This window comes from Azospirillum isscasi (genome assembly GCF_030849505.1).
Classification (GTDB): domain Bacteria; phylum Pseudomonadota; class Alphaproteobacteria; order Azospirillales; family Azospirillaceae; genus Azospirillum; species Azospirillum isscasi.
Genome location: NZ_JAUJFI010000084.1, coordinates 1 through 24,651 on the forward strand (window position 1 = coordinate 1; position 24,651 = coordinate 24,651).

Here is a 24,651-nt window from a genome sequence, read left to right on the forward strand (position 1 = left end):
CCCCTCACCGGCCGCATTCTCTTCAAACGGAGAGAATCACGACCGGCAAGCCGGGCATAGCCTTTTTCCGCGGCCTGTTAGGCGCAAATTCCCCAAGGCAATCGCTCCGTCCACTCCCCGGGCTTGCGCGGTTCTCAATTTTTAGCTGAACCTTGTCTGTATTATCACACGTCTTCAATCGGCGTGTGTCCCAGTAATTGGGTGAATCGGATTTCCTCAGAAATCGATCAAATCTGCGTCAGAATATCGTGATTTCGAATGGTTTCCGGATTCGTATTGCTTCCCAATACGAACGCGGCGAGCCTTTACAAAGATTTAATATTTGGCCTTGCTTGTGAGGATTCCCGGCAACATTGATCGTCAAAACAATTGCCTGCGAGTCGTTCTTCCTTGATTGCGCAGCGTTGCAATACGAAGCATGCGCCATCGTGATGACGGCATGCAACCAAAGAGGTTAAGTGGAGATGGAGGGGGTTCTCGCGCGCATCAGCATCAGCGCCAAGATCTACAGCGTCGTCGCTATCTTGGGGCTGGTGGCTGCTGTGGTCGGAGGGGTTGGCTTCATTGGAATGCAGACCTATGACGACAAGGTCGACAGCATTCAGAACTGGTCCGAGCGCGCGCTGCTCAGCGAGCGCATCAACGGAGTGATCTACAAGGTCGTCATGGACAGCCGCGGCGTCTACGCCGCGGACACCACCGCGGACGCCACCCCCTACGCCAGGAACATCCTCAGCGTCACCAAGGACCTGGATCGGCTCATGGCGCAGTTGGAGGCGCTCCTGCCGCCGGAAGACAAGGCCGGGTTCGGGGCCGCCCAGAAGACCGCGCACGCGTTCGTCGAGCACCGCAACGAGGTCGCCCGCCTCGGCATGGAAGCCAGCCCCGCGAAAGCGCGCGAGCATGGCGACACCAACGAGGGCCGCGCGATCCGCAACACGCTCGGCCAGCTCATGGAGGCGGCGTCCGAGCGGAACATGCAGGGTATCGACAAGGCCAACGAGGAGTTGGGCGTTCTGAACAGCCTGATGACCACCCTGATGCTGGTCGTCGGCATCGGCGGCGGTCTCGGTGCGCTGGTGCTGAGCATCATGGTCGCCCGGATCGGGATCTCCGTTCCGATCGCCCGCATCACCGACGTGATGGAGCGCCTGGCGAGGGGCGACACCTCCGTGGCGGTTCCGGGGCTTGGCCGCGGGGACGAGATCGGCGGCATGGCCAAGGCCGTGGGGGTCTTCAAGGACAACGCCGTCGACCGCGACCGGATGATGGCCGCCGAGGAGGCGGAGCGCCGGGCCAAGGAGTTGCGCACCCACGCGGTGGAGGAGCTGGTCCAGTCCTTCGACCGGAACGTCTCCGGCATCCTGCGCACCGTGGCGTCCGCCGCAACGGAGCTGGAGGCCACGGCCCAGAGCATGCTGACGACTGCCGACCGGACCAAGGGGCAGGCGGCCAACACGGCGGCGGCGGCCGAACAGGCTTCGGTCAACGTGCAGACCGTCGCCGCGGCGACCAACGAGCTGACGGCGTCGATCAACGAGATCAGCGGCCAGGTGACGCGCTCCACCAGCATCGCCGGCCACGCGGTGGGCGAGGCGCAGCAGACCAACGAGCGCGTCCAGGGCCTCGTCGCGCAGGCGCAGCGGATCGGCGACGTGGTGAAGCTGATCACCGACATCGCCTCGCAGACGAACCTGCTGGCGCTGAACGCCACCATCGAGGCGGCCCGTGCGGGCGAGGCCGGCAAGGGCTTCGCCGTCGTGGCGTCGGAAGTGAAGAACCTCGCCAACCAGACCGCCAAGGCAACCGACGAGATCGCCGCCCAGATCGCCTCGATGCAGGAGGCCACCGGCGGGGCCGCCGCGGCCATCAACGGGATCGGCGACACCATCGGCACCATCAGCGAGATCGCCACCATCATCGCCTCGGCCATCGAGGAGCAGGGCTCGGCGACCGGCGAGATCGCCCGCAACGTGCAGGAGGCGGCGCACAGCACCCATCTGGTGACCACCAACATCACGGAGGTCAGCGACGGCGCCACCCAGACCGGCTCCGCCGCCACCGAGGTGCTGGGCGCCGCCGGGGAGCTGTCCCGCCAGTCGGAGGCCCTGCGGACGGAGGTGGAACGCTTCCTGGCGGGCATCCGCGCCGCGTAAGGGGGGCGGGGCGGCACCACGGACAGGCGCGCCGCCCCGCCGCTATACATCCTGAACGGACCGAACGGCGTTTGCCGGACCAAAATCCGGTTCCTATCGTCACCCCCGACCAGCGTTCGAATGGAGGGTGCCGTGGCGAAATCCTATCTTCAGTCCTGGAAGAAGGCGAAGGACCGCTTCGAGAAGGCGACGGGCAAGAAGAAGCCCGATCCCAAAAGCCGCTTCGGCAAGCTGTTCAGCAAGATCAGCTCGACCGGCCTGGAGGGCGCACTCAAGAGCTACGACGCCGCCACGACGGTGAAGGACGCGCAGAAGCACGCCCGCGCCTTCCAGACCGCGGCGGGCAACTACATCCCCACGCTCGACGCGGCGGGCAAGGCCGCCAGGCAGGACGGCGACGCCGTCTACGCCGAAGCCTGCGCCGACATGGTGGCGGCGCTGAGCAAGATCTCCGCCGACGTCGTGACGGACCTGGAGCGCTTCGACGACCTGCCGAAGAACATCGACGGCTATTTCAAGTCGCCCTATTGGTTCAAGCTGCTGCAAAAGCAGGCCAAGAAGGAATATTCGCTGGAGAATGTCGAGCTGTACGACCTGATCCTGCGGCGCAAGCTGTCGAAGGAGGATGCGTCCAGGAAAGCCTACGAGGAGTATGTCGATCCCAAGGCGCCCAAAGAGGTGAACATCAGGTCCGCGACCTTGAAGGCGTGCAGGCAGGCCGCCGCTCAGGGCAAATGGGCCTCCATTCCCTGGGACGACGTGTCGTTCGATCTGGGCCTGAACCTGAGCGACACCATCGGGCGCCTGCAAAGCGCGGTCGCCGCTGGCGAGATGTAGCCGGAGCATCGCGGAGGGGACCGGTTGACGGGGCGGGCCTCCGCCGTCACCTTCAGGATCAACCCCCTTCGGGGACGGCATCGGGAGGCTTCGCCATGTACATCGCCATGAACCGTTTCCGCGTGCGTCCGGAGGCGGAACAGGACTTCGAGGAGGTCTGGCTGAACCGCGAGGTTCACCTGAGCAAGGTCGCCGGCTTCGTGGAGTTCCACATGCTGCGCGGCCCGCGTTACGAGGATCACCGCCTCTACTCCTCCCACACCGTCTGGGAGTCGGAGGCGCATTTCCTGGCCTGGACCCGGTCGGAGGAATTCCGTGCCGCCCATCGCGGGGCCGGCGACCGCAAGCCGCTCTACCTCGGCCCGCCGCAGTTCGAGGGGTTCGAGGTGATCCAGACCGTCGGACGCGAGGGCTGAGCCGGGCGCTCCCGCGCTCAGGTCTTCAGCGCGTCCTCGTCCCCGATCAGGCGATGGGCGATGGCGACCGTGATCAGGCCGGCCAGCAGAAGGCCGTACTGCCACAGGCTGGACCAGTCGCCCGTCTGCACGTCGCCCGCCACCGCCTGCACCGGGCGCACGATCAACTGCCGCAGCAGCGTGATCATCGCCACCTCCAGGAAGACCCGCAGGTGGAAGCGGTTGGTCCGCACGTAATCGACCTCCGCCGAGATCAGGGCGGACAGGGTCCAGACGATGAACAGAACGCCGAGCGCGTGCAGGAAGCCGTGCGCGAGCTGGTCCTTCTGAAAGGCCGCCCAGGCTTCCACGAAGAATTCCCAGACCACCATGGCGCTGGCCGCGACCAGGGCGATGGCCAGGACGACGTGCAGCAGCCCGTTGAAGGACTTCAGGGCGCGGATCAGGCCCTGCTCCAAAAGGGAATTGGGCGCGGTGCGGGGAAGCGATGGCGGCATGGGGGGCGCGGCTCGCAGGTTCGAAGGGCGCCGGAGGTATAGAAGCTCAACCCGCCGGACACTCCCGCCGTTTTCCGATTGCCGCCATCGGGAAAGCGCAGGCATTGCAGGTCAGCGTCAAGTCGCCGCACGAATGGTCCCGGCTTTGCAGGCGCGAAAAACCGCCGGCCATTGAACTTCGGCCCTGCTTTCGTCTAGGGTCGCCCCGGTCCCTCCGGCTTGGCCCCTCCGGCTTGGTCGCCACGGGGGCTCCCTTGGAGTGAATGGATGCGCGAAACCACCCCCATCACGGTCGCCCGCGGCGACGGCATCGGTCCGGAGATCACCGACGCGGTGCTTCACGTGATGGAGGCCGCCGGCGCCCGCCTGAAGGTGGAGGAGGTGCCGGCGGGCGAGCAGGTCTACCGCCGCGGCCATCTGGGCGGGCTGGACGCCGCCGGCTGGGGCTCGATCCGCCGCACCCGCGTCTTCCTGAAGGGGCCGATCACCACGCCCCAGGGCTACGGCAACAAGTCGCTGAACGTCACGGCGCGGACCACGCTGGGGCTGTTCGCCAACGTGCGCCCCTGCGTGTCCCACCACCCCTATGTGCGCACGCGGCACCCGCGCATGGACGTGGTCATCATCCGCGAGAACGAGGAGGACCTCTACGCCGGGATCGAGCACCGCCAGACCGACGACGTGATCCAGTCGGTCAAGCTGATCTCCCGCCCGGGGTCGGAGCGCATCGTGCGCTACGCCTTCGACTACGCCCGCGCCAACCACCGGCGCAAGGTGACGGCTTTCGTCAAGGACAACGTCATGAAGATGACGGACGGGCTGTTTCTGAAGATCTTCAACGAGATCGCCGCCGAATATCCGGAGATCAAAGCCGACCACCTGATCGTGGACATCGGCGCCGCCCGTCTGGCCGACCAGCCGGAGCGCTTCGACGTGATCGTGACGCTGAACCTCTACGGCGACATCGTGTCGGACATCGCGGCCCAGATCACCGGCTCGGTCGGGCTGGCCGGCTCCGCCAACATCGGCGACGCCTGCGCCATGTTCGAGGCGATCCATGGATCGGCGCCGATGATCGCGGGGCAGGGCATCGCCAACCCCTCCGGCCTGCTGATGGCCGCGGTGATGATGCTGGTCCACATCGGGCAGGGCGACGTGGCGGGGCGCATCCACAACGCCTGGCTCAAGACCGTCGAGGACGGCGTCCACACGGTGGACATCTTCAGCCGCGGGGTCAGCCGCCTGCGCGTCGGCACCCACGCCTTCGCCGACGCGGTGGTGGAGCGGCTGGGCCAGATGCCGGTGACGCTGCCCAGCGTCGGCTACGCCGTCACCGCGCGCCCGGCCTATGAATCCGGGGTGCGGCTGTCCCCCCGCCGCATGGCGGTGAAGGAGCTGGTGGGGGTGGACGTGTTCCTGCACTGGCCGGGCGGCAACCCGGACGAGCTGGCCGGGCTGGTGCTGCCGGTGGCCACCCCGGCGCTGCGCCTGTCCAGCATCTCCAACCGCTCGCAGAAGGTCTGGCCGGACGGCAACATCGGTGTCTTCTGCACCGACCACTGGCGCTGCCGCTTCCTGGCGCCGGAGGGGGTGGCGGTCGGCCATGCCGACATCGTGGAGCTTCTGGCCGGCCTCGCCCGCGCCGGGCTGGATTTCACCCAGACCGAGAATTTGTGCAACTTCGACGGCAAGTCCGGCTTCTCCGCGGCCTGAACCGCGAAGCGTTTGAAGAGACAGTTCCGCGAAGCGGTGGAATAATCGTCCCCAGCCGGGCGTCCAGACGGGCAAGACGTCCTTCCGAGGGGAGCGCCGCCGCATGCCTCCGCCAAAGCCGCCTCCCGACCCACCCCGTTCGAACGATCCGGTGGACGAGCGGGCCATCGCCGCGCAGGTGCCGCGGCTGCGCCGCTACGCGGCGGCGCTGGCCGGCAACCTGTCCGACGCCGACGACCTCGTGCAGGACTGCATCGAAAAGGCGCTCGCCAACCGGCACACGCTGCGCGACGTCTCCCGGCTCGGCGGCTGGCTGCTGTCGATCCTGCACAATCTGCACGTCTCCGGCCTGCGCTGGCGCCGCCGCCGTGGGCCGGAGGTTCCGGTGGAGGATCTGGCCGACGATCTGGCGCTGAGCGCCGCTCCCGCCGACCGCGCGGAGGTGCGGGATTTCGTGCGCGCCTTCAACCGGCTGTCGGAGGAGCACCGGGCCGTGCTTCTGCTGACCGGGCTGGAGGGGTTGTCCTACCGCGAGGCGGCGGAGGTGCTGGGAGTTCCGGTGGGGACGGTCATGTCGCGTCTGGCCCGCGCGCGGGAGCGGCTGCGCGTCCTGATGGACGGAGGAACGGAGCAGGCGGTGAGGAGGGTCAAGTGATGAACACCGAACCGGGCGCCCCGGTGACCGAGGCCGACCTGCACGCCTGGATGGACGGCGAACTGCCCGAGGAGCGGCACGCCGAGGTCGAGCGCCATCTGGCCGGCGATCCGGAGCTGGCCCGCCGTTTCGAACGCTACCGCGCCCAGCGGGCGCTGCTCAACGGCGCCTTCGGTCCGCTGATCGACCGGCCCTTGCCGGCGGCGCTGGCTCCGCCCTACAGCCGGGGGCGTGAGGGGGTGCGGCCGCGCCGCCGGCTTTCTCCGCTCCGGATGCTGGCCGCGGCGGCGGTGCTTCTGGTGTTCCTGGCCGGCGGGGCGGGGGGCTGGTGGCTGCGCGGCTGGACGGGCGGGGCGGCGGGCGGCGGGGCCGCCTTCGTCGCCGACGCCGTTGCCGCCCATCGTGTCTTCGTGGTGGAGGTCCGCCATCCGGTGGAGGTCGGGGCCGACCAGGAGGAGCATCTGGTGGGCTGGCTGTCCAAGCGGCTGGGCAAGCCCCTGCGGGCGCCGCGGCTGGCCGGACAAGGCTACGATCTGGTGGGCGGGCGCCTATTGTCGGACGCCCAGGGGCCGGCGGCGCAGCTCATGTACCAGGATGCGGCGGGTCGCCGCATCACTCTCTACATCCGTCCGGCCACCGGCGCGCCGGACACCTCCTTCCGGTTTGCCCAGAACGGCAACGTCCAGGCTTTTTACTGGCGGGACAACGGTTTGGCGTGGGCGGTAACGGGTGACCTCGACCGAGTGACCCTTTCGGCCATAGCCGAGGAGGTGTACGGCGCGTTGAACTCATAACACCCACAGACTTATGCACAGGAATGTTGCTCAAGCCCCCTATCCCTCTATGTGTCCATCTGGTAGGTTTGCCGGCGTTGGGCACAAAATATTGCGCCTTATGGAAAACGGCCGTCTGGTCGGAAGGTATATTGGTTAACCAAGTCACCGGTTACCGGACCACGGGAGACAGGGGATGAGTTGGACGGACGAGCGGGTTCAGCAGCTTAAGGACCTCTGGGCCCAGGGGCTGAGCGCGAGTGAAATCGCGGACATCCTGGGCGACATCACCCGCAATGCGGTGATCGGGAAGGCGCACCGTCTCGGCCTGTCGGGACGCCCGTCGCCGATCAAGAAGAAGCCGACCCGCGGTGCGACGATCCTCGCCCTGACCGAGCGCATGTGCAAATGGCCGGTCGGCGACCCGAAGCATCAGGACTTCCATTTCTGCGGCAAGCCCTCGCTGCCCGGCCTGCCTTACTGCGCCGAGCACGCGGCGGTGGCCTATCAGCCGACATCCTCCGGCAAGAAGCGCGACGAGGACCGCAGCGTCGGCGCGGCATAGTTCCCGCCGGTTTTCTTCCGGAATTCGGGCGCTCTCCGCATACGGGCGCCCGCCCGGCGCGTCACCCGGGCCGGTGCCCGTCAAACCGGTGCCCCTCAGATGGGGGCGGAGGTGATCGCCCACCAGCTTCCGGCGATCAGCATTGCCGAGACCCCCGCCGCCGCGACGCCCAGACCCAGACCGGCGGCGACCGCCAGACCGTCCTTCACGATCAGCCCCAGCGCGATCACCAGCACCGCCAGACCGGGCAGGGTGTTGCCGAAGGGGATGGGCAGGGCGATCAGGATTCCCATCACCAGCACGAAAACCCCCAGCGGGCGCAGCACGCCCCGGCGGGTCAGGGACGGCCAGCGGGCCCGCAGCCGGGCTTCCAGCCGTTCGACCATCGGCGTTCCCTTCTCGACGATCTTTTCCAGCGTGGTGCGCGCCACGCGGCGGCGTCCGATCCAGCCCGGCACCTCCAGCCGGTCGCGGCCCACAATCATCTGGATCGCCACCAGAGCCAGCACGGTGCCGAAGATCATGCCCGCCGGAAGGCCCGGCGTCGGCACCACGGCGGGGATCGCCAGCGCCAGCAGAAGAAAGCCGGGCGCCCGGTCGCCGAGATGGCCCAGGACCTCTCCCAGCGTCGGCGTATCGCCGGTCATGCGTCCGTGCAGCCGCTTCAGCAGCGCGGACGCCGGTGCCGGGTCCTTCGTGTCCATGGCCTCTCTCAACTCCCTTTTCCATCCTTGCCGCGTCCATGTGGTGGCGCGGGGCCGTTCGGGAAAGGGGAGGGGGCGGGAAAGGCACTGACTTACTGCGCAGAGGCCGGTTTCCGGCACGCGACCACCTTTTTCCTCGTCACCCCCGCCTTCGCGGGAATGACGGGGAAGGGAAGTGGCGGCAGGTCGGGCGATGAAGCGACTTGCCGGTCGGAAAGGTGCCTTTGAGATGCCTTTGGGAGGCGGGGATCAGTACTCCTCGACCTCGTGCTTCAACTGCACCAGACGCCCGCTGAGCAGCGACAGCATGAGCTGCACCAGCATCTCGTGGACGATCAGCGTGTGGTGGTTGCCGCTGTCCTGCATGTGCTGGCGCAGCGCCTCGCGCACCTTCGCCACGCCGGTCACGTCGATCAGCACGTCCACCGCCTCGCCGAGCCGGGCAAGGTCCATGAAATCGGTCGTGGTGGTGACGCCGCGCGCCCGGGCGAGCCGCATGCCGGGGGCCTCGGCGTCCAGGTCGGCGACGCCCAGGATCTCCACGAAGGGAGCGTCCAGAAGCTGCGTCAGCAGGGGCGTTCCGGTTTCGCCGGCGCCGATCACGGCGATGCGGAAGATGTCCTTGGCCATTGGGAAATTCTCGAAGTCCGGTTCGTCAGGTCCGCGCCGGCCTCACGGCCGTGCGCGCAAGAAAAAAGCGGGGAGCCGAAACTCCCCGCCGCAACCTTACATCGACTGGGCGCCCCGTTTGACCGGGACGCGTCGTCGCACCTGACGCGGAACGCGCGTTACGCCCAGGCGGCCATTTTCTTCTGCAGATTCTCGTCCAGCTTGTCGAGGAACTGCTTGGTGGTCAGCCAGGGCTGCTCCGGACCGATGAGGATCGCCAGATCCTTGGTCATGAAGCCCGACTCGACGGTCTCGACGCAGACGCGCTCCAGCGTCTCGGCGAACTTCACGACGTCCGGCGTGTTGTCGAACTTGCCGCGATAGGCCAGGCCCTGCGTCCAGGCGTAGATCGAGGCGATCGGGTTGGTGGAGGTCTCCTTGCCCTTCTGGTGCTCGCGGTAGTGGCGGGTCACCGTGCCGTGGGCGGCCTCCGCCTCGACGGTCTTGCCGTCCGGCGTGATCAGAACCGAGGTCATCAGGCCCAGCGAGCCGAAGCCCTGCGCCACCACGTCCGACTCCACGTCGCCGTCGTAGTTCTTGCAGGCCCACACGAAGCCGCCTTCCCACTTCAGGGCGGAGGCCACCATGTCGTCGATCAGGCGGTGCTCGTAGACGAGGCCCTTGGCCTTGAACTGGGCGGCGTAATGCTCCTCGAACACCTTCTGGAAGATGTCCTTGAAGCGCCCGTCATACGCCTTCAGGATGGTGTTCTTGGTGGACAGATAGACCGGGTAGCCGCGCTCCAGGCCGTACATGAAGCTGGAGTGGGCGAAGCCCTCGATCGACTCGTCCAGGTTGTACATGCCCATGGCGACGCCGCCGCCGGGGAAATCGTACACCTCGTGCTCGATCGGCTCGCCGCCGCCTTCCGGCACCCACTTGATGGTCAGCTTGCCCTTGCCGGGAACGACGAAGTCGGTGGCCTTGTACTGGTCGCCGAAGGCGTGGCGGCCGATGATGATCGGCTTGGTCCAGCCCGGAACGTAGCGCGGAACGTTGGAGCAGACGATCGGCTCGCGGAACACGGTGCCGCCCAGGATGTTGCGGATCGTGCCGTTCGGCGACTTCCACATCTTCTTGAGGTTGAACTCCGTCACCCGCGCCTCGTCCGGGGTGATGGTCGCGCACTTGACGCCGACGCCGTACTGCTTGATCGCGTTGGCCGATTCGACCGTCACCCGGTCGTCCGTCTTGTCGCGGTTCTCGATGCCGAGATCGTAGTACTTCAGGTCGATGTCGAGGTACGGCAGGATCAGCTTGTCCTTGATGAACTGCCAGATGATGCGCGTCATCTCGTCGCCGTCGAGTTCGACGACCGGATTGGCTACCTTGATCTTCGTCATGGGTGCGAGTTCTCCCCGAACGGGTAGGGGTTGTCTTATGCTTGGACGCCGGGCGCGCTGTGCGAGGGCACGGGCCGGGACGTCCATCCGAAGACGGGCCCCGGTTCCCCGGACGGAAACGGATGGCGGTTATATAGCACCGGGGCACTGCCGAAAGAAAGGACCGCGGGGCATCAAAACAGACGATATCGCGCTGAAAACGACGCAATTTGCGCGATCTGGTCCTACCACTTGGCTTTCTCAGAGCTTTTGTGTGGGAATCTTCAACGCGGGCTCCGGTTCATGGGCCAGCGCGGCGAACACGCCGTCCACGTCATCGACGACGGTGAACAGGGCGCGGTGGGCCGGCTGGGTGAAACCCTGCGCCACCGTATGGTCGATCAGGCCGAGCAGGGGGCGCCAGTAGCCGTCCACATCGACGATCACCACCGGCTTGTCGTGCAGGCGCAACTGCTTCCAGGTCAGGATCTCGAAGACTTCGTCCAGCGTGCCGAGCCCGCCCGGCAGCACCACGAAGGCGTCGGACCGGTCCACCATCAGGCGCTTGCGGGTGTGCATGCTGTCCACGACGTGCAGTTCGGTCAGGCCGGTGTGCTCGATCTCCGCGGACTGGATGTGCTCCGGAATGATGCCGACGACGTGCCCGCCGGCGGCCAGGGCGGCGTCGGCGGCGATGCCCATCAGCCCGACCCGCCCGCCGCCGTAGACGAGCTGGATGCCCCGCCGCGCCAGCCCGTCGCCCAGCGTGTGGGCGGCATCCTTGTGGACATCGGCGACGCGGCTGGATGAGCCGCAATAGACGCAGACGGAATTCGGGGCCTTCATCGCTCACCCTTTCTCGCCGGTTGGGTACACGTTCCGGTGACTGTTCCGGTGCGGCCGGCGGGGTCACCTAAAGGCAAGGGAATAGCAAAGCCGGGGCGGCGTCTACCCGGACATCGGACTTCAGCCCATCGGGAGGAATCATATGGATTCGCGCGTCGTCAATGCCCTGGCCGCCATCTCGGTCGCCGCGCTTCTGTTTCTCGGCTTCGGCGGCGGGTTGGACAGCCTGGCTCGCGGGACCGCGGCGAACGCGGGTGCGGGGTCGGCGGCCGCCGACTCTCCCGCCACCGTCGCGAAGCTGGAAAAGTGACGATGCGGACGGAGGAGTCTGCCGCCGGCGGCGTCGGGCGGGGCTTCGTGTGCGTGAACCAGACCTGTCCGGCGCACCCGAAGCCTCCCCAGGCGGTTGCATGCGTTGCCCGATCGTCAAGCGCCCGCGCTACCCCCGGCAAGTCATGAAAGCCGGAACGCGAGGTAGGCTTCGCTCCCGACCTGCCCTGGCATGGTGACCACGGACCCGACCTGCTTGCCGGTAAAGGTCATGCTCATGTCGATGGTGCCGTTCGCGTCGAGATCGATGTGGGCCGTTCCCCCCTTGTAGCCGTCGGCGCCGCCCATCTCCTCCCAGGTCAGCGTCGACAGGCCCGCCTTCCAACCCCAGGCCGTCGCCCATTCGCCCGGTTCGAAGTCCGTGATGGTGGACCACGTTACGCCGCCACCGCGGCCATCGACGAAGAAGGTGTCGCTGCCCGCTCCCCCGGTCAGGAAATTCGAACCGGTCCCGCCGTCGAGCACGTCTTGACCGTCCATGCCCTCGCAAGCGTCATCGCCGGCGAGCAGATTGACGAAGTCGTTCCCGGAGGTCGTCCGTATGGCCTCGCCCCCCTCGACGCCGAGCAGTTGGTAATTCAGGTAATCGACCGGTCCAACATACGGGTCGAGCAGCGCGTGGTTGGACACGCCGTCGCGCCACACCGCGGCAAGCGGTTCCAGCTTGACCGATGCGAGCAGGTCGGCAAGCGCGATCGGACCGTTCGCCCCGAAGCGAAGCTGCTCGATGGACACGAGGCTGTCGTGGCTGCCGGTCGAGGCGTTCGCAACGATCAATGAAGCCCCTTCCTGCCCGAACCGGTATTGCTCCATGGCCCCGGCGAACAGCGCCGTGTCCGTTCCCTCGCCACCATCGAGCGTGTTCCGGCCACTTCCTCCGTACAGCCAATCATCGCCGGACTCCCCGAACAGCGCATCGTCCCCGTCAAAGCCCGATAGAAAATCGGTGTTTCCCCCGCCTTTGAAATTATCGTTCCCGGTGCCGCCAAGGGCGATGTCCGCATGATCGGCGAGATTGGTTTCGTTTTTCCCCATAACCATCGTGTAGAAAATATCGCTGTGGCTTTCCAGAATTTGCATGGATGAAAAAAGTTTCTTGGCCCAATCAGGTGCGACTTGCTCGCTGAGCGCGTATAGCCAATCTTTTACGGAATTCTTGTTGTCTTGTTCCCAGGCGTTGACATCGAAGTTCGAGTCGTTTTTCGAAACGGCGTCGAATCCTTTGTTGAGCTGTTCCAGTTGGCGAGTTATGAAATTCGTGTGGGTGTCTTCGAATTCCTTTACCTTTTCGGTGGTGTTCCAGAATTCAACGACCCGCCCAAGGCCGAGGCGGTTTGCCACGCTGTCCGCCATCTCCTTGAATGTATCGGTGAGCGCATCCGCAGCGCCGCGGCGCAAAGCTTCCAACCCGCGACCGGCGAGCCACTCGGAATCCTGCCCTTCAAACGGGGCGGGCAGTTTGATCGACCATTCGGTGGTCGATTCGTCATATTCGTAGGACGGTGATTGAATCACGCCGGACGACAGATCGTTGCCCGCAGGCGGCACCCATTTGGCCTCGTCTGGAATGGGGGTGGTGAAGGGCGTGTCATCCGGCGTGCCGCCGGGCGTGTCATCGGGCGTGCCGTCGGGAGTGTCATCCGGGGTGCCGATGGTCAGCGTTTCAACCCAGCCTCCCCAGGACGCGCTGCGCTGTCCCGTGGGATCGCCCGTTGCAATCAAAAGGCGGCCAGGGTTGGGCAGTTCCAATCCGAGGCCGGCGTAGGCGGTGGCCTGCTTGAACTCCGAATATGAAGAATTGCTGGTAACGGTCATAAAATACTGATTGGTCGGGGTGTACCATTTCGGGTCGAGAGCGGGTTGACTTACAACATCGCTCACTTTAGAAAAGTAAGAAAAAGAAGCTGAATTATAACTGTTTTCTAGAATCGTGTCGCGAAGATCATTGAACTGAAAATTCAATCCATGTAACTGAGGATGTTCGTCGCCAAAGATGTCTTTGCTGTACACAAGCTGATAGAGTCCAACGGTCGGTGTGCTCGTTTCCATGAGAATGGCATTGGTGCCGCCACCACTCAAAACGACGACATCAGGTAAGAAGTAGATATTCTGATTTAAATATGACTGATCGATACTCCAAATGTATGTTCCGCCATCGTCAGGGAAAATGACGGTTTCCGGTGTTTCCAGAAATGATGCCCCCTCAACATCTTGAGGGCTCAGGCTGTAGAAATCTTTGACGAACAAAGGCATTTCCTTCTCCTCCTGTTCAGGTTGTTTCGGGGTGTTCCAGTCATAACCTTGAAACTGGCAGGAAAGATCTTCGTCACGCACGTTGAGCTGTCATGAAGAAATGCACGCGAAGGGTAGGTTAGCATGTTCTTTTTTCTGAAAAAACGATGATTGCAACTCTTTTGATATCTTTGTTCACCCAAAAGAGTTCGTCTTTAGCCCGTTTTACTGCAAACGGCTGAATGGCGCCTGTTTCGTACGCCCTGTGCAATACCTGCCGCCGCCGGGCCATCCCGCCCTGCGGCGCGAAGGCGGTGCGCGGGTCCCGATGCGGCTATGCGCCTGCTCCATCGGCGATGTTCAGTTCCACCGCCGTGATCTGCTATCCTTCCGCTGGCCGGCGTGTCAGCCGGCGGTGATGCGGCGGTGCTCCGGTGAAGCAAGCTCTCCTGTTCGGCGGTGCGGCGGCGGTGGTCGCCGCCGCTGCTGTTGCGTATCTGGTCTTCGATCCGGCGCCGGTGCCGGCTCCCCGCGCCGGAATGGCCGCTTCCGGGACAGCCGCTTCCGGGACAGCCGCTTCCGGGACAGCCATCGCGCTGGGCAGCGTGACCCCCGCCAAGCCGCCGTCCCCCCCGCCCGCCCAGGCCAAGACCGCGGAGGAGCCCGCCGGGCCGCGCTTCGACATCGTGCGCGTCGCCCCCGACGGAGCCACCGTGATGGCGGGCCGCGCCACGCCGGGATCGTCGGTGACGGTCCATGACGGGGAACGGTCGCTGGGCTCCGTCAACGCCGACGCGCGCGGCGAATGGGTTCTCCTTCCCGACCGGCCCCTGGCCCCCGGCACCCGCGAGTTGAGCCTGTCGGAGCAGGCGACCCCCGCCGCTGAGCCGACCCCATCGGAGCGCGTGGTGGTCGTCATGGTGCCGGACCCGCCGCCCGCCACCGGCGGGGCTTCCTCGGAAACGCCCACCGGGCCGCTGGCCGTCGCCGTGCCGCGCGACGGTCTGGGGGGCAGCACCGTGCTCCAGGCGCCGAAGGCTTCCGCCGCCCCGGCCACCCGCGGCGTGGCCCCGCCGCCGCCGGGGGGCGTGTCTCTGGAGAGCATGGATTACGACGCCTCCGGGCAGGTCGCCATGGGCGGGCGGGCGCAGCCGGGAACCGCCGTGCAGCTCTATCTCGACAATCTGCTGGTCGGGCGCGCCCACACCGACCCGGACGGCCATTGGCGGCTGCGCCCGGAACGGGCGGTGGCGCCGGGCGTCTACACGCTGCGCGCCGATCAGGTGACCGACTCGGGCAAGGTCACCGCCCGCGTCGAGCTGCCGGTGCAGGTGTCGGAGGTGCCGGCCAGCCTGCCGGAAGGCCGGTCGATGGTCGTCCAGCCCGGCAACAGCCTGTGGCGGATCGCCCGCACCACTTACGGGCGCGGCGTGCAGTACACGCTGATCTACGAGGCCAACCGCGGCCAGATCCGCGACCCGGACCTGATCTATCCGGGCCAGATCTTCGCGCTTCCGGTCTCGAACTGAATTTTACAGATAGGGGGCGAGCAGGCGCAGGAAGGGGCGCGCCTGCTGGAGCGCCACCACGGTTTGGTGGATCAGATCCTCCGGCGCCGCCTGCCCCTCGAACTCCGCTTCGGAGAACAGCAGGATCTTCTGGCCTTCCTGGACCAGGAAGCGGGTTCCCCGCCGGTCCTGGATGCCGCGCAGGATCGCCAGGAGCTGGCGCCGCCGCTCCGGCGACTGGGCGGTGTAGGGGATGTGGCCGATCTCCGCCCACACCTGCGAGCGCGACTTCTCCCCGTCGAAGCCGACGGCGATGCTGAAGGGCAGCCCGTCCGCCATGAAGTGCAGCCGCGCCGGGCGCGGCGGCTGGGCGATGCCCAGCACGCCTTCCGGCGTCATCACGAAGGAGTCGGGGCTGAAGGGCAGGGCGGTCTGCGAGACCTCCGCGAGCGACGGCATGGCCTGAAGGCGGGCGGCGGGAACGGACACGGTGGCTCGCTCATTCCTGTGGGGTTGGTGACCTGACTCTCCACCCTCCCTGCTAAAATTCTGTAAAGGGCGTGGGATGCTGTCTAGAATGCGCCGCTCCAACGATCCGAGGCTGAAGTAACCGGCGATGTCCGCCCTCAACACCGTAGTCGTTCCGATCCACCGCGCCGGCTGGCCCTTCATCGCCGCCTTCGCCGTGGTCTCCCTGGTTCTCGGGCTTGCCGTGGCGAAGCCGCTGGGCTGGCTGGGGCTCGTGCTGACCCTGTGGTGCGTGTATTTCTTCCGCGATCCCGATCGCGTGACGCCGACGCGCCCCGGCCTGCTGGTCAGTCCCGCCGATGGGCGCGTGACCATGATCGTTCCCGCGGTTCCGCCGCCGGAGCTGGGCATGGGCGACAAGCCGCTGACCCGCATCAGCATTTTCCTCAACGTCTTCAACGTGCACGTCAACCGCGTGCCGGCGGACGGCACCGTCGTGGCGGCGGAGTACCACAAGGGCACCTTCGTGAACGCCGCGCTGGACAAGGCCAGCGAGGAGAACGAGCGCGCCGCCTTCCGCCACCGTCTTCCCGACGGGCGTGAGATCGCCTATGTGCAGATCGCCGGCCTCGTCGCCCGCCGCATCCTCTACTGGGTGAAGGCCGGGCAGGAGGTCAAGGCGGGCGAGCGGTTCGGCCTGATCCGATTCGGCAGCCGCACCGACGTCTATCTGCCGGACGGCGTGGCCCCGCTGGTCTGCGTCGGGCAGACGGCGATCGGCGGCGAGACCGTTCTGGCCGACCTGACCGCCACCGAACCGCAACGGCAGGGGGATGTCCGCCGATGAAGCGACCGGTCTTCAAGCCGGCAGTGTTCCGCAAGCGCCGGGCGCGCCGCCCGCACCCGCGGCTGAAGGGGTTGTCGATCAACCATCTTCTGCCCAACGTGCTGACGGTGCTGGCGCTGTGCTCCGGCCTGACGGCCATCCGCTTCGCCATGCACGAGCGGTGGGAGCCGGCGGTCGTCTGCATCGTCATCGCGGCGGTCCTCGACGCGCTGGACGGGCGGATCGCGCGCCTGCTGAACGGGCAAAGCAAGTTCGGCGCGGAGCTGGACAGCCTGTCCGACGTCATCAGCTTCGGCGTGGCCCCCGCCTTCCTGATGTATCTGTGGGCGCTGAACGGCGCTGGCAGCCTGGGCTGGATCGCCGCCATGGCCTACGCCGTCTGCGCGGCGCTGCGGCTGGCCCGCTTCAACTCCCGCCTGGGCGACGTGGACCTGCCGCCCTGGGCCTTCAACTATTTCACCGGGGTTCCGGCCCCGGCGGGCGCCGGTCTGGCGGTGCTGCCCATGGTCATCGGCTTCGAGGCCGGGCCGGACATCGCCGGCCACCCGGCCATCGTGGTGCCCTGGACGCTGGCGATCGGCGGGCTGATGGTCAGCACGCTGCCCACTTTCTCCTTCAAGGGGATGCGGGTGCCGACCCAGTATGTGATCCCGGGCCTGGTCGGCGTCGGCCTGCTCGCCGCCTCGCTGGTCAGCCAGCCTTGGTGGACGCTGGCCTTCCTCGGGCTGGCCTATCTGGCGAGCCTGCCCTTCTCGGTGGCGCAGTTCCGCAAGCTGCAGCACGCCGCCCAGTTGATGCAGGAGACGGTGGAGACGCCGGCGGAGGAGGCCGCGTCGCCGTCTTCGCAGGAAACCACGAAGACGGCGACCGACTGAACGGCGTGTGGCTGAACGGCGTGTGGCTGAACGACCTGCCCGCCGCCGTCACTCGGCGGCGGCGGGCAGGTCGGCGGGCACGGTCCGCTCGGTCACGGTGACCGCCAGAACCATGGGGATCTGGCGCAGGCAGTTGCCGACATGGTTCGATTCGGCGGCCACCATCCCGCTGACCTCAACCTCCACGGTGAGTTCGTCGCCCAGCAGGCGGCCGTTCAGCGACAGCGGGACGAGGCCGCGCTTGGCGAACAGCTCCAGCACGCGGGGCAGGGTGCCTGGATCGGCGTCGGCCCGTACGGCGAAGCGGACGAGGCGGTTCGGATCGGACGGACGGGATTCGGCGGCGGGCGCCGCCAGGACGACGGTGGAGACGACGGTGGACATGGGTCGGTCATACCTAAGTCTGAGTCGATGAGTGCAGGATCAGACCTGCAGACGTGCGAAAACCCCGGCTCTCACGCGAGAACCGGGCTGCTAATTCGCAGACCCAGGGTTAGGGGACGTGTCGTCATGCCGGGCAGGATAGGGCGATGGGCGGCGACGGTCAACGGAGTCGGGGACGCGTGATCCCCTCTCCCGCCCGCTTTGCGGGCACCCTCTCCCGCCCCGGGAGAGGGAAAGAACGCAAACATCAGGAAACGCAAGGCCATGAGCGACAACGGCATCCAATTTGGCGGCACCCATTTTGGCGGTCTCCGCATCCGCCCGGCCGAGCCGGACGACGCGCCGGAGCTGGCGCGGCTGATCGACATGGCCGGCGGCGGCGTCTACGAGTTCCTTCTCGACGGGCTGGTCCCCGGCCTGACGGCGGCGGAGATGCTGGTGCCGGGGCTGGCGGGGACCTCCGGCTCCTTCTCCCACCGCCATTCGGGCGTGGCGGAGGTGGCGGGGCGGATCGTCGGCGTCGCCCACGCCTATCCCGTGGACTGGATCAAGACCCAGGACTACACCGGCCTGCCCGCCGACCGGTTGGCCCATATGGAGGATTTCAACCGGGTTCAGGACTGGGGAAGCTATTTCCTGTCGGCGCTGGCCGTCGATCCGGCATGGCGCCGCCGCGGCATTGCCGCCCAACTTCTGGATTGGGTCTATGGGCGGGCGCGCAGCGGCCGGTTCGACCGGGTGACGCTGCATGTCTGGGCCGACAACGCCGACGCGCGCCGCCTTTACGACAGGGAGGGCTTCGCCGAGATCGGGCGCGCCGACCTCCCCTGGCACGAGCGGCTGCCGCACCAGGGGGGAAGCGTCCTTCTCCGGCGCGCGGTGTAGTTACTTCGCCGCCTTCAGCTGGTCGCGGGTCAGCCAGAAGACCTCGCCGAAGCTGTTGGCGGTCTCCACCCAGAAGAAGTCCAGGTCGGGATACTCGGCCTCCAGGATCTCGCGGCCCGTGCCGAACTCGCACAGCAGGCCGCCTTCCGGCGTCAGGTGCTTGGGCGCCTCCTTCAGGATGCGGCGCACGATGTCCAGCCCGTCCTCGCCCGACGCCAGGGCCATTTCCGGCTCGTGCCGGAATTCCGGCGGCAGGTTGGCCATCGCCTCGGCGTCCACATAGGGCGGGTTGGTGATGATCACGTCGTACTTGCGGTTCTTCAGCGGTGCGAACAGGTCGCCATGGTGCAGCGCGATGCGCTCCTCGAACCCGCTGTCGGCGACGTTGCGCTTCGCCACCTCCAGCGCGTCGGCGGACAGGTCCACCGCGTCCACCTGGGCTTCCGGGAAGATCTGCGCGGCCAGGATGGCGAGGCAGCCGGAGCCGGTGCAGAGATCGAGCACCCGCTCCACCTCCGTCGGGTCCTCCACCAGCGTGAAGTCGTCGCCGCCGATCAGGTCGGAGAACAGGATCTCCCCGATATAGGAGCGCGGGACGATCACCCGCTCGTCCACATAGAAGGGGATGCCCTGGATGTACGCCTTGTTCAGCAGGTAGGAGGCCGGCTTGCGCGTCTCCACGCGGGCGTGCAGCAGGTCGGCGACCTTGCGGCGCTCCGCCAGGGTCAGGCGGGCGTCCACATAGGGGTCGAGCTGGTCGATGGGCAGGTTCAGCCCTTCCAGCACCATGAACACCGCCTCGTCATGGGCGTTGGTCGTTCCGTGGCCGTAGTCCAGCTCGGCCTCGTTGAAGCGGCTGACGCCGTAGCGGATCAGGTCGCGGACGGTGCGCAGCTCGGTCGCCGCGTCGGCGGGGGTGAGGTCCAGGGAGGGATTGGTCACTTACAGGATCTCCAGAGCGCTTTCCGGCGGACGGCCCAGGCGGGCCTTGTCGCCCTTGACGACGATGGGACGCTCGATGGCGGTGGGGTTGGCGGACAGGGCAGCGATCAGGGCGTCGCCGTCCAGGTCCCCGGCGATCCCGGCCTCCGCGGCCTCCTTGGACCGCAGGATGTCGCGCGGACCCTTGCCCAGCTTGCCGAGGATGGCCTTCAGCTCCGCCGCGCCGGGCGGGGTCTTCAGGTATTCCACGACGGTGGGCTCGACGCCCCTGGACCTCAGAAGCTCCAGCGTCTGGCGCGACTTGGTGCAGCGCGGGTTGTGGTAGATGGTGACGTCGCTCATCCCGGATTTTCCCTCGCTCTTGCCGGCTTCGGTTCGGGGCCTCGGTTTCTGCCTGAGGCAGGAATACACCCGCCCCGCGTGCCGCGCCAACCCGCCATGCGGAATGGCAACGCCAACGCAACATCCCTTGCGTGACAAGGCCGGCGCTTGGCATTACCTTGCGCGCTCGCATTTTTGGCGGCCCGCCGCGTGCGGGGCCATTCATTTCGACGGATGCCGGCCGTGACGAAGCTCTCGCTCTCCAAGGACAAGATCAACATCCTGCTGCTGGAAGGCGTTCACGACAACGCCATCGGCGAGCTGGCGCACGGCGGTTACGCCACGGTGGAGCGCCTGCCGCACGCGCTGGACGAATCGGAGCTGCTGGAGCGCATCGGTTCCGTTCACATCCTTGGCATCCGCTCGCGCACCCATCTGACGGCCCGGGTGCTGGAGGCGGCGACCCGCCTGTTCAGCGTCGGCTGTTTCTGCATCGGCACGAATCAGGTGGATCTGAAGGCGGCCCGCCGACTCGGCGTCCCGGTCTTCAACGCGCCCTATTCGAACACCCGGTCGGTGGCGGAGCTGGTGATCGGCGAGATCATCATGCTGATGCGCGGCATCTTCTCGAAGTCGAACCTCGTGCACGGCGGCGGCTGGATGAAGTCGGCCAAGGACAGCTACGAGATCCGCGGCAAGACGCTGGGCATAGTCGGCTACGGCCACATCGGCACCCAGGTGTCGATCCTGGCCGAATCGATGGGCATGAAGGTCCGCTACTACGACGTCGTGAACAAGCTGGCGCTCGGCAACGCCCAGCCCTGCCACTCGCTGGAGGAGCTGCTGGCGGTGTCCGACGTGGTGACCCTGCATGTCCCCGACACCCCGCAGACCCGCGACATGATCGGTGAGGCGCAGATCCGCGCCATGAAGAAGGGCGCCCACCTGATCAACGCCGCCCGCGGCAAGGTCGTGGTGATCGAGGCGCTGGCCGCCGCCCTGAAGGACAAGCACCTGCTGGGCGCCGCCATCGACGTGTTCCCGAAGGAGCCGGGCGGCGACCAGGAGGTGTTCGAGAGCGCGCTGCGCGGGCTGGACAACGTGATCCTGACCCCGCACATCGGCGGCTCGACGATGGAGGCGCAGGCCAACATCGGCACCGAGGTGGCGCAGAAGCTGATCGAGTATTCGGACAACGGCTCGACCATGGGCGCGGTGAACTTCCCGCAGGTCGGCCTGCCGGTCCATGCCGGCTGCACCCGCTTCCTGCACGTCCACGAGAACCGTCCGGGCGTGCTGCGCAAGATCAACGAGGTCTTCTCGGGCCGCAACCTGAACATCGCCGCGCAGTATCTCCAGACCGATCCGGAGCTGGGCTACGTCGTGGTGGATGTGGACGGCGACGTGGACGAGAACGAGGTGACGAGCGACCTGCGCGGCATCGAGGGCACGCTGAAGACCCGCTTCCTCTATCCGGGCAAGCTGGGCGGCTGCTGAGGGCGGGACGCGCGGCCCTTGCCGTTGGCGGGGGCCGCACCGACATAGGCGGAATGATCCTCCGCCCCTTCCGACCGTGTTTGCGCGCCGGCCTCCTGACGCTCCTGTGCCTGGGCGGGGGAGGGGTGGCCTTTGCGGTGCCCGCGGCGGCGCAGACCGGGGTCGCGTCCTGTCCCGACTTCGCGCCGGGCCGCGTGGTTCTGGACGTGCAGGTCGCCCCGCTGCGCACCGATTACAGCCAGTCGATCCGGCAGCTCGCCCAGAAGCCGGGACGGCGCCCCACCGCGGGCCGCACCGCCAACGCCCACATCATGGGGCTGGCGGCCATCCAGTACAATCAGCAATGGCAGGTCGGCGTCGTCACCGCGTCGCTGGGGCAGGGGCGTTACTGCGGCGCGGCGCAGACCCTTACGGTCACCTTCGGTTACGACGAGCGGACCGTCTATGTGGCCCGCGAGCTGCCGCAGGGCAGTTGCATCCACGGCGAGGTGCTGGCCCACGAGATGCGCCACGTCGCGGTGGACGAGCAGCTTCTGCGGGAGTACGTGCCGGCCCTGAAGCGCCGGCTGGAAGATGTGGTCGCCCGCGCCCGTCCGGTCCAGGGCCGCTCGGAACGGCAGGTGATGGCGGCGATCGAGCAGCCGATCCGGGCCGCGATGCGCCAGTTGATCGAGGAGTTCGGGCGCGAACGGAACGCGCGTCAGGCCCGTGTCGACACCCCCGCCGAATACGACCGCATCGGCCGGTCCTGCAACGGCGAGATCAACCGCTACATCGGGGGCGTGTGAAGCGGGCTCCTCACCCGGCCCTTCGGGCCACCCTCTCCCGGGGCGGGAGAGGGGTTTGGCGCCAAATGCGATTGCCCTGGGGTCCTCACCGCCGGCGCCCGCGTCCCGAGGCGTGTCCATCCATGAATTCCGGAGGCTTGCGGGCGACCCAGCGCAGGAAGGCGGCGATGTCCGGATGGGCGCGCAGGCTGGCGACGGTGTGGTAGCGGTCGCGCAGTTCCGCCTCGCTCAGCACCGCGTGGATCTTGGCGTGGCAGATGCGGTGCAGGGTCACCGTCTCCCGCCCGCCGTGGGTGCGGGGGATCAGGTGGTGCTCGTTGAGGCTGGGGCCGGGCACCATCGGGCGTCCGCAGAGCGGGCAGGGTGGATGGGGCGGGTTCGGCGGCATGGCACTTCCGAAGCGGTGGCCGCAGTCAGCCGGGCGACGCCGCGGGCAGGGCGGCGCGGATGCGGGCGACCAGCTCGTCCGCCCGGTAGGGCTTCTGCAGGATCTGCAACCCTTCCAGGGCCGACGCCCGCTGGATCTCCGCATAGCCGGTGACCATCAGGACCGGCAGGCCGGCGCGCCGGGTGCGCAGTTCCCGGACCAGCTCCAGACCGGTCATGCCGGGCATCGCGTAATCGGTCAGCACGAGATCGACCTCCGGTTCGCGGGCGAAGGCGTCCAGCGCGTCGGGGCCGCCGGACGCCTCCATGATGCGGAAACCGGCCTGCTCCAGAACCGTCGCGGTCGCCATGCGGACCAGCGCCTCGTCCTCCACCAGAAGGATGGTGGCGGGGCGGGGCGGCGCCTGGACGGCGGGAGGCGACTCGGCGCCCTGGGCCGCATCCTCTTCGGCGTCGGCCCGCGGCAGGTAGAGCGTCACCGTGGTGCCGGCGCCGAGCCGCGTCGTCAGCACCACCGTTCCCCCGGATTGGGCGGCCAGACCGTGCACCATCGACAGGCCCAGCCCGGTGCCGTGCCCGACGCCCTTCGTCGTGAAGAAGGGCTCGAAGGCGCGGGCCGCCGTCTCCTCGCTCATTCCGCTGCCGGTGTCGGTGACGGCGATGGACACGCAGTCCCCGGCGGCGAGGTCGAGCGGGCGCCCTTCCGCCTCGTCCGGGCAGTTGCCGGTGCGGATGGTCAGGGTGCCGCCCGCCGCCATGGCGTCCCGCGCGTTGATGGCGAGGTTGAGGATGGCCATTTCGAGCTGGTTCGGGTCCACCCGCGCCGGCCACAGGCTGGGCTCCGTCTCCGTCACGATGCGGGTGGTGCCGCCCAGCGTGCGCTCCAGAAGCCCGCTCATGCCCGCGACCAGGGCGCCGACGTCCACCGTCTTCGGCTCCAGCCGCTGCCGGCGGGAGAAGGCCAGCAGATGCTGGGTCAGGGTGGCGCCGCGCTCCACCGCCTTCTCCGCCATGTCCAGCACCTGGGGGTTGGCCGTGCCGCGCTCCCCGGCGGACCGCAGGAGGTACAGCGAGGTCCCGATGGCCTGGAGCAGGTTGTTGAAGTCGTGGGCGATCCCGCCGGTGAGCTGGCCGATGGCCTCCATCTTACGGGCCTGGTGCAGCGTCTCCTCGATCTCGCGAAGGGCTTGGTTGGTGCGTTCCTGCTCCTCCACGTCGCGGGCGACGTGATAGGCGCCGATGCGCCGCCCGCTGGCGTCCAGGATGGTTCCGAAGGCCAGCTCGTAGCGCTTGCGCGTCAGGCCGGGGTCGCCCAACTCCTCGACGATGGTGAAGCGCTCCCCGCCCAGCGCGCGGCCCCACAGGGACTCCGCGGTGACCTGCGCGGTGGGCAGGCGTTCCAGCATGTCCAGCAGCCGCTGGCCGATGGCCGGGCGCTGGCCGTACAGCGCCTCCACCTCCCGCTGGTAGGCGCCGTTGAACAGGATGTAGCGAAGCTCCTGGTCCACCGCGACGATCAGGTCGGTTGAGCTTTCGATGATCGCGGCGAACAGGCGGCGGTCGGAGGCGTGGCGGTCCACCAGCTCGCCCAACTGCATCTCGTGGGCGCGCCGGCGCTCCGTCACGTCCTCCAGGATGCCGACGGCGCGGGCGGCGCCGTCCGGGTCGGTCAGGCAGGACCCGCGCATGGCCAGCCAGCGCACCTGCCCGTCGGGCGACCCCACCGGGAACTCCGCCTCCAGCTCGCCCCTCGCCGGGTCCTCGCGGTAAAGGGCGGCGCGGATGGCGTTGCGGTGGTCCGCCGCGACGTTGCGGATCCAGGATTCGACCGAGGCGCCGTCCAGCACCGGGACGCCGAGCAGGGCGGCGGTGCGGTCCGACCCGTGGAAGCGGCGGCTGCGCGCGTCGAAGCGCCAGACGCCCAGCCCGACGACCTCCATGACCAGCCGCTGCTGGGCCTCGCTGTCGCGCAGGCGGCGGGCCGCGAGGTTCAGCGCGCCGGCCACCGCGTTGACCTCGCGGATCGGTGCCGGG

General features: G+C 67.5%; 26 protein-coding genes. 14 read left to right on the top strand and 12 right to left on the bottom strand.

From position 1 onward, the window contains the following. Positions 1–464 precede the first annotated feature (464 nt). The 3 genes from QSG27_RS16840 (at position 465) to QSG27_RS16850 (ending at position 3,409) form a co-directional block, all read left to right on the top strand. On the top strand, positions 465–2,156 hold the full coding sequence (locus QSG27_RS16840) for a methyl-accepting chemotaxis protein (RefSeq protein WP_306708091.1): 1,692 nt from the start codon (positions 465–467) through the stop codon (positions 2,154–2,156). A 132-nt stretch (positions 2,157–2,288) separates the two neighbouring features. Beyond that, the gene (locus tag QSG27_RS16845; protein ID WP_306708093.1) at positions 2,289–2,993 is read left to right on the top strand and encodes a regulator of G-protein signaling domain-containing protein; all 705 of its coding nucleotides are present in this window, start codon (positions 2,289–2,291) and stop codon (positions 2,991–2,993) included. Positions 2,994–3,088: 95 nt separating this feature from the next. Beyond that, on the top strand, positions 3,089–3,409 hold the full coding sequence (locus tag QSG27_RS16850; RefSeq protein WP_306708095.1) for an antibiotic biosynthesis monooxygenase family protein: 321 nt from the start codon (positions 3,089–3,091) through the stop codon (positions 3,407–3,409). A gap of 17 nt (positions 3,410–3,426) precedes the next feature. On the opposite strand, the gene QSG27_RS16855 is transcribed toward QSG27_RS16850, so the two are convergent. Beyond that, entirely contained in the window at positions 3,427–3,906 is a 480-nt protein-coding gene (locus QSG27_RS16855) for a phosphate-starvation-inducible PsiE family protein (RefSeq protein ID WP_306708097.1), read from the bottom strand. A gap of 267 nt (positions 3,907–4,173) precedes the next feature. Here QSG27_RS16855 and QSG27_RS16860 point away from each other — a divergent pair, with 267 nt between their 5' ends. From QSG27_RS16860 to QSG27_RS16875, 4 genes are all read left to right on the top strand, one after another. After that, positions 4,174–5,619, top strand: coding sequence for an NADP-dependent isocitrate dehydrogenase (locus QSG27_RS16860; RefSeq protein WP_306708099.1), 1,446 nt, complete (start codon positions 4,174–4,176; stop codon positions 5,617–5,619). 103 nt (positions 5,620–5,722) lie between these two features. Then, positions 5,723–6,274 (top strand): RNA polymerase sigma factor, encoded by a 552-nt coding sequence (locus tag QSG27_RS16865; protein ID WP_306708100.1) that lies wholly within the window; start codon positions 5,723–5,725, stop codon positions 6,272–6,274. Further along, positions 6,274–7,068: an anti-sigma factor family protein gene (locus QSG27_RS16870; RefSeq protein WP_306708102.1), complete on the top strand. Its 795-nt coding sequence runs from the start codon at positions 6,274–6,276 to the stop codon at positions 7,066–7,068. The genes QSG27_RS16865 and QSG27_RS16870 overlap by 1 nt, the downstream gene beginning before the upstream one ends. Positions 7,069–7,243: 175 nt before the next feature. Then, positions 7,244–7,612, top strand: coding sequence for a GcrA family cell cycle regulator (locus QSG27_RS16875; protein WP_306708104.1), 369 nt, complete (start codon positions 7,244–7,246; stop codon positions 7,610–7,612). Between the two features lie 95 nt (positions 7,613–7,707). Here the strand turns inward: QSG27_RS16875 and QSG27_RS16880 are convergent, their stop codons facing one another. The 4 genes from QSG27_RS16880 to QSG27_RS16895 form a co-directional block, all read right to left on the bottom strand. Further along, positions 7,708–8,316 (bottom strand): exopolysaccharide biosynthesis protein, encoded by a 609-nt coding sequence (locus QSG27_RS16880; protein WP_306708105.1) that lies wholly within the window; start codon positions 8,314–8,316, stop codon positions 7,708–7,710. 249 nt (positions 8,317–8,565) lie between these two features. Then, entirely contained in the window at positions 8,566–8,946 is a 381-nt protein-coding gene (locus QSG27_RS16885; RefSeq protein WP_306708107.1) for an oxidoreductase, read from the bottom strand. A gap of 158 nt (positions 8,947–9,104) precedes the next feature. Next, positions 9,105–10,328 (bottom strand): NADP-dependent isocitrate dehydrogenase, encoded by a 1,224-nt coding sequence (locus tag QSG27_RS16890; protein WP_306708109.1) that lies wholly within the window; start codon positions 10,326–10,328, stop codon positions 9,105–9,107. 240 nt (positions 10,329–10,568) lie between these two features. Further along, complete coding sequence (locus QSG27_RS16895; RefSeq protein WP_306708111.1) at positions 10,569–11,153, bottom strand: LOG family protein; 585 nt, start codon at positions 11,151–11,153, stop codon at positions 10,569–10,571. A gap of 142 nt (positions 11,154–11,295) precedes the next feature. On the opposite strand from QSG27_RS16895, the gene QSG27_RS16900 reads away from it, so the two are divergent. Then, on the top strand, positions 11,296–11,463 hold the full coding sequence (locus tag QSG27_RS16900) for a hypothetical protein (RefSeq protein WP_306708113.1): 168 nt from the start codon (positions 11,296–11,298) through the stop codon (positions 11,461–11,463). A 143-nt stretch (positions 11,464–11,606) separates the two neighbouring features. Here QSG27_RS16900 and QSG27_RS16905 read toward each other — a convergent pair whose 3' ends face one another. Next, complete coding sequence (locus QSG27_RS16905) at positions 11,607–13,817, bottom strand: calcium-binding protein (protein ID WP_306708115.1); 2,211 nt, start codon at positions 13,815–13,817, stop codon at positions 11,607–11,609. 332 nt (positions 13,818–14,149) lie between these two features. On the opposite strand from QSG27_RS16905, the gene QSG27_RS16910 reads away from it, so the two are divergent. After that, positions 14,150–15,244 (top strand): LysM peptidoglycan-binding domain-containing protein, encoded by a 1,095-nt coding sequence (locus tag QSG27_RS16910; RefSeq protein ID WP_306708117.1) that lies wholly within the window; start codon positions 14,150–14,152, stop codon positions 15,242–15,244. Between the two features lie 3 nt (positions 15,245–15,247). On the opposite strand, the gene QSG27_RS16915 is transcribed toward QSG27_RS16910, so the two are convergent. Then, positions 15,248–15,712, bottom strand: coding sequence for a hypothetical protein (locus QSG27_RS16915; RefSeq protein WP_306708119.1), 465 nt, complete (start codon positions 15,710–15,712; stop codon positions 15,248–15,250). 127 nt (positions 15,713–15,839) lie between these two features. On the opposite strand from QSG27_RS16915, the gene QSG27_RS16920 reads away from it, so the two are divergent. Both QSG27_RS16920 and pssA read left to right on the top strand, forming a co-directional pair. Continuing rightward, the gene (locus tag QSG27_RS16920; RefSeq protein ID WP_306708120.1) at positions 15,840–16,538 is read left to right on the top strand and encodes a phosphatidylserine decarboxylase; all 699 of its coding nucleotides are present in this window, start codon (positions 15,840–15,842) and stop codon (positions 16,536–16,538) included. Continuing rightward, positions 16,535–17,413: a CDP-diacylglycerol--serine O-phosphatidyltransferase gene (pssA, locus tag QSG27_RS16925; RefSeq protein WP_306708121.1), complete on the top strand. Its 879-nt coding sequence runs from the start codon at positions 16,535–16,537 to the stop codon at positions 17,411–17,413. Before QSG27_RS16920 ends, pssA begins: the two co-directional genes overlap by 4 nt. A gap of 48 nt (positions 17,414–17,461) precedes the next feature. On the opposite strand, the gene QSG27_RS16930 is transcribed toward pssA, so the two are convergent. Continuing rightward, positions 17,462–17,797 carry a hypothetical protein gene (locus QSG27_RS16930; RefSeq protein ID WP_306708123.1) on the bottom strand — a complete coding sequence of 112 codons (336 nt, stop codon included), beginning with the start codon at positions 17,795–17,797 and terminating at the stop codon, positions 17,462–17,464. Between the two features lie 264 nt (positions 17,798–18,061). Here QSG27_RS16930 and QSG27_RS16935 point away from each other — a divergent pair, with 264 nt between their 5' ends. Further along, positions 18,062–18,682, top strand: coding sequence for a GNAT family N-acetyltransferase (locus QSG27_RS16935; protein WP_306708125.1), 621 nt, complete (start codon positions 18,062–18,064; stop codon positions 18,680–18,682). Here the strand turns inward: QSG27_RS16935 and prmB are convergent, their stop codons facing one another. Together prmB and arsC are read right to left on the bottom strand one after the other, a co-directional pair. Next, on the bottom strand, positions 18,683–19,624 hold the full coding sequence (gene prmB, locus QSG27_RS16940; RefSeq protein WP_306708127.1) for a 50S ribosomal protein L3 N(5)-glutamine methyltransferase: 942 nt from the start codon (positions 19,622–19,624) through the stop codon (positions 18,683–18,685). Then, positions 19,625–19,966 carry an arsenate reductase (glutaredoxin) gene (gene arsC, locus QSG27_RS16945; RefSeq protein WP_306708129.1) on the bottom strand — a complete coding sequence of 114 codons (342 nt, stop codon included), beginning with the start codon at positions 19,964–19,966 and terminating at the stop codon, positions 19,625–19,627. 222 nt (positions 19,967–20,188) lie between these two features. On the opposite strand from arsC, the gene serA reads away from it, so the two are divergent. Both serA and QSG27_RS16955 read left to right on the top strand, forming a co-directional pair. After that, on the top strand, positions 20,189–21,442 hold the full coding sequence (serA, locus tag QSG27_RS16950) for a phosphoglycerate dehydrogenase (RefSeq protein WP_456062068.1): 1,254 nt from the start codon (positions 20,189–20,191) through the stop codon (positions 21,440–21,442). An 80-nt stretch (positions 21,443–21,522) separates the two neighbouring features. Continuing rightward, positions 21,523–22,230: a hypothetical protein gene (locus QSG27_RS16955; protein WP_306708133.1), complete on the top strand. Its 708-nt coding sequence runs from the start codon at positions 21,523–21,525 to the stop codon at positions 22,228–22,230. Positions 22,231–22,315: 85 nt separating this feature from the next. Here the strand turns inward: QSG27_RS16955 and QSG27_RS16960 are convergent, their stop codons facing one another. Continuing rightward, positions 22,316–22,618, bottom strand: a complete 303-nt coding sequence (locus QSG27_RS16960) for an HNH endonuclease (protein WP_306708135.1) — start codon at positions 22,616–22,618, stop codon at positions 22,316–22,318. Between the two features lie 25 nt (positions 22,619–22,643). Further along, on the bottom strand, positions 22,644–24,651 hold a 2,008-nt coding region (locus tag QSG27_RS16965), incomplete at its 5' end, for a response regulator (RefSeq protein ID WP_306708137.1).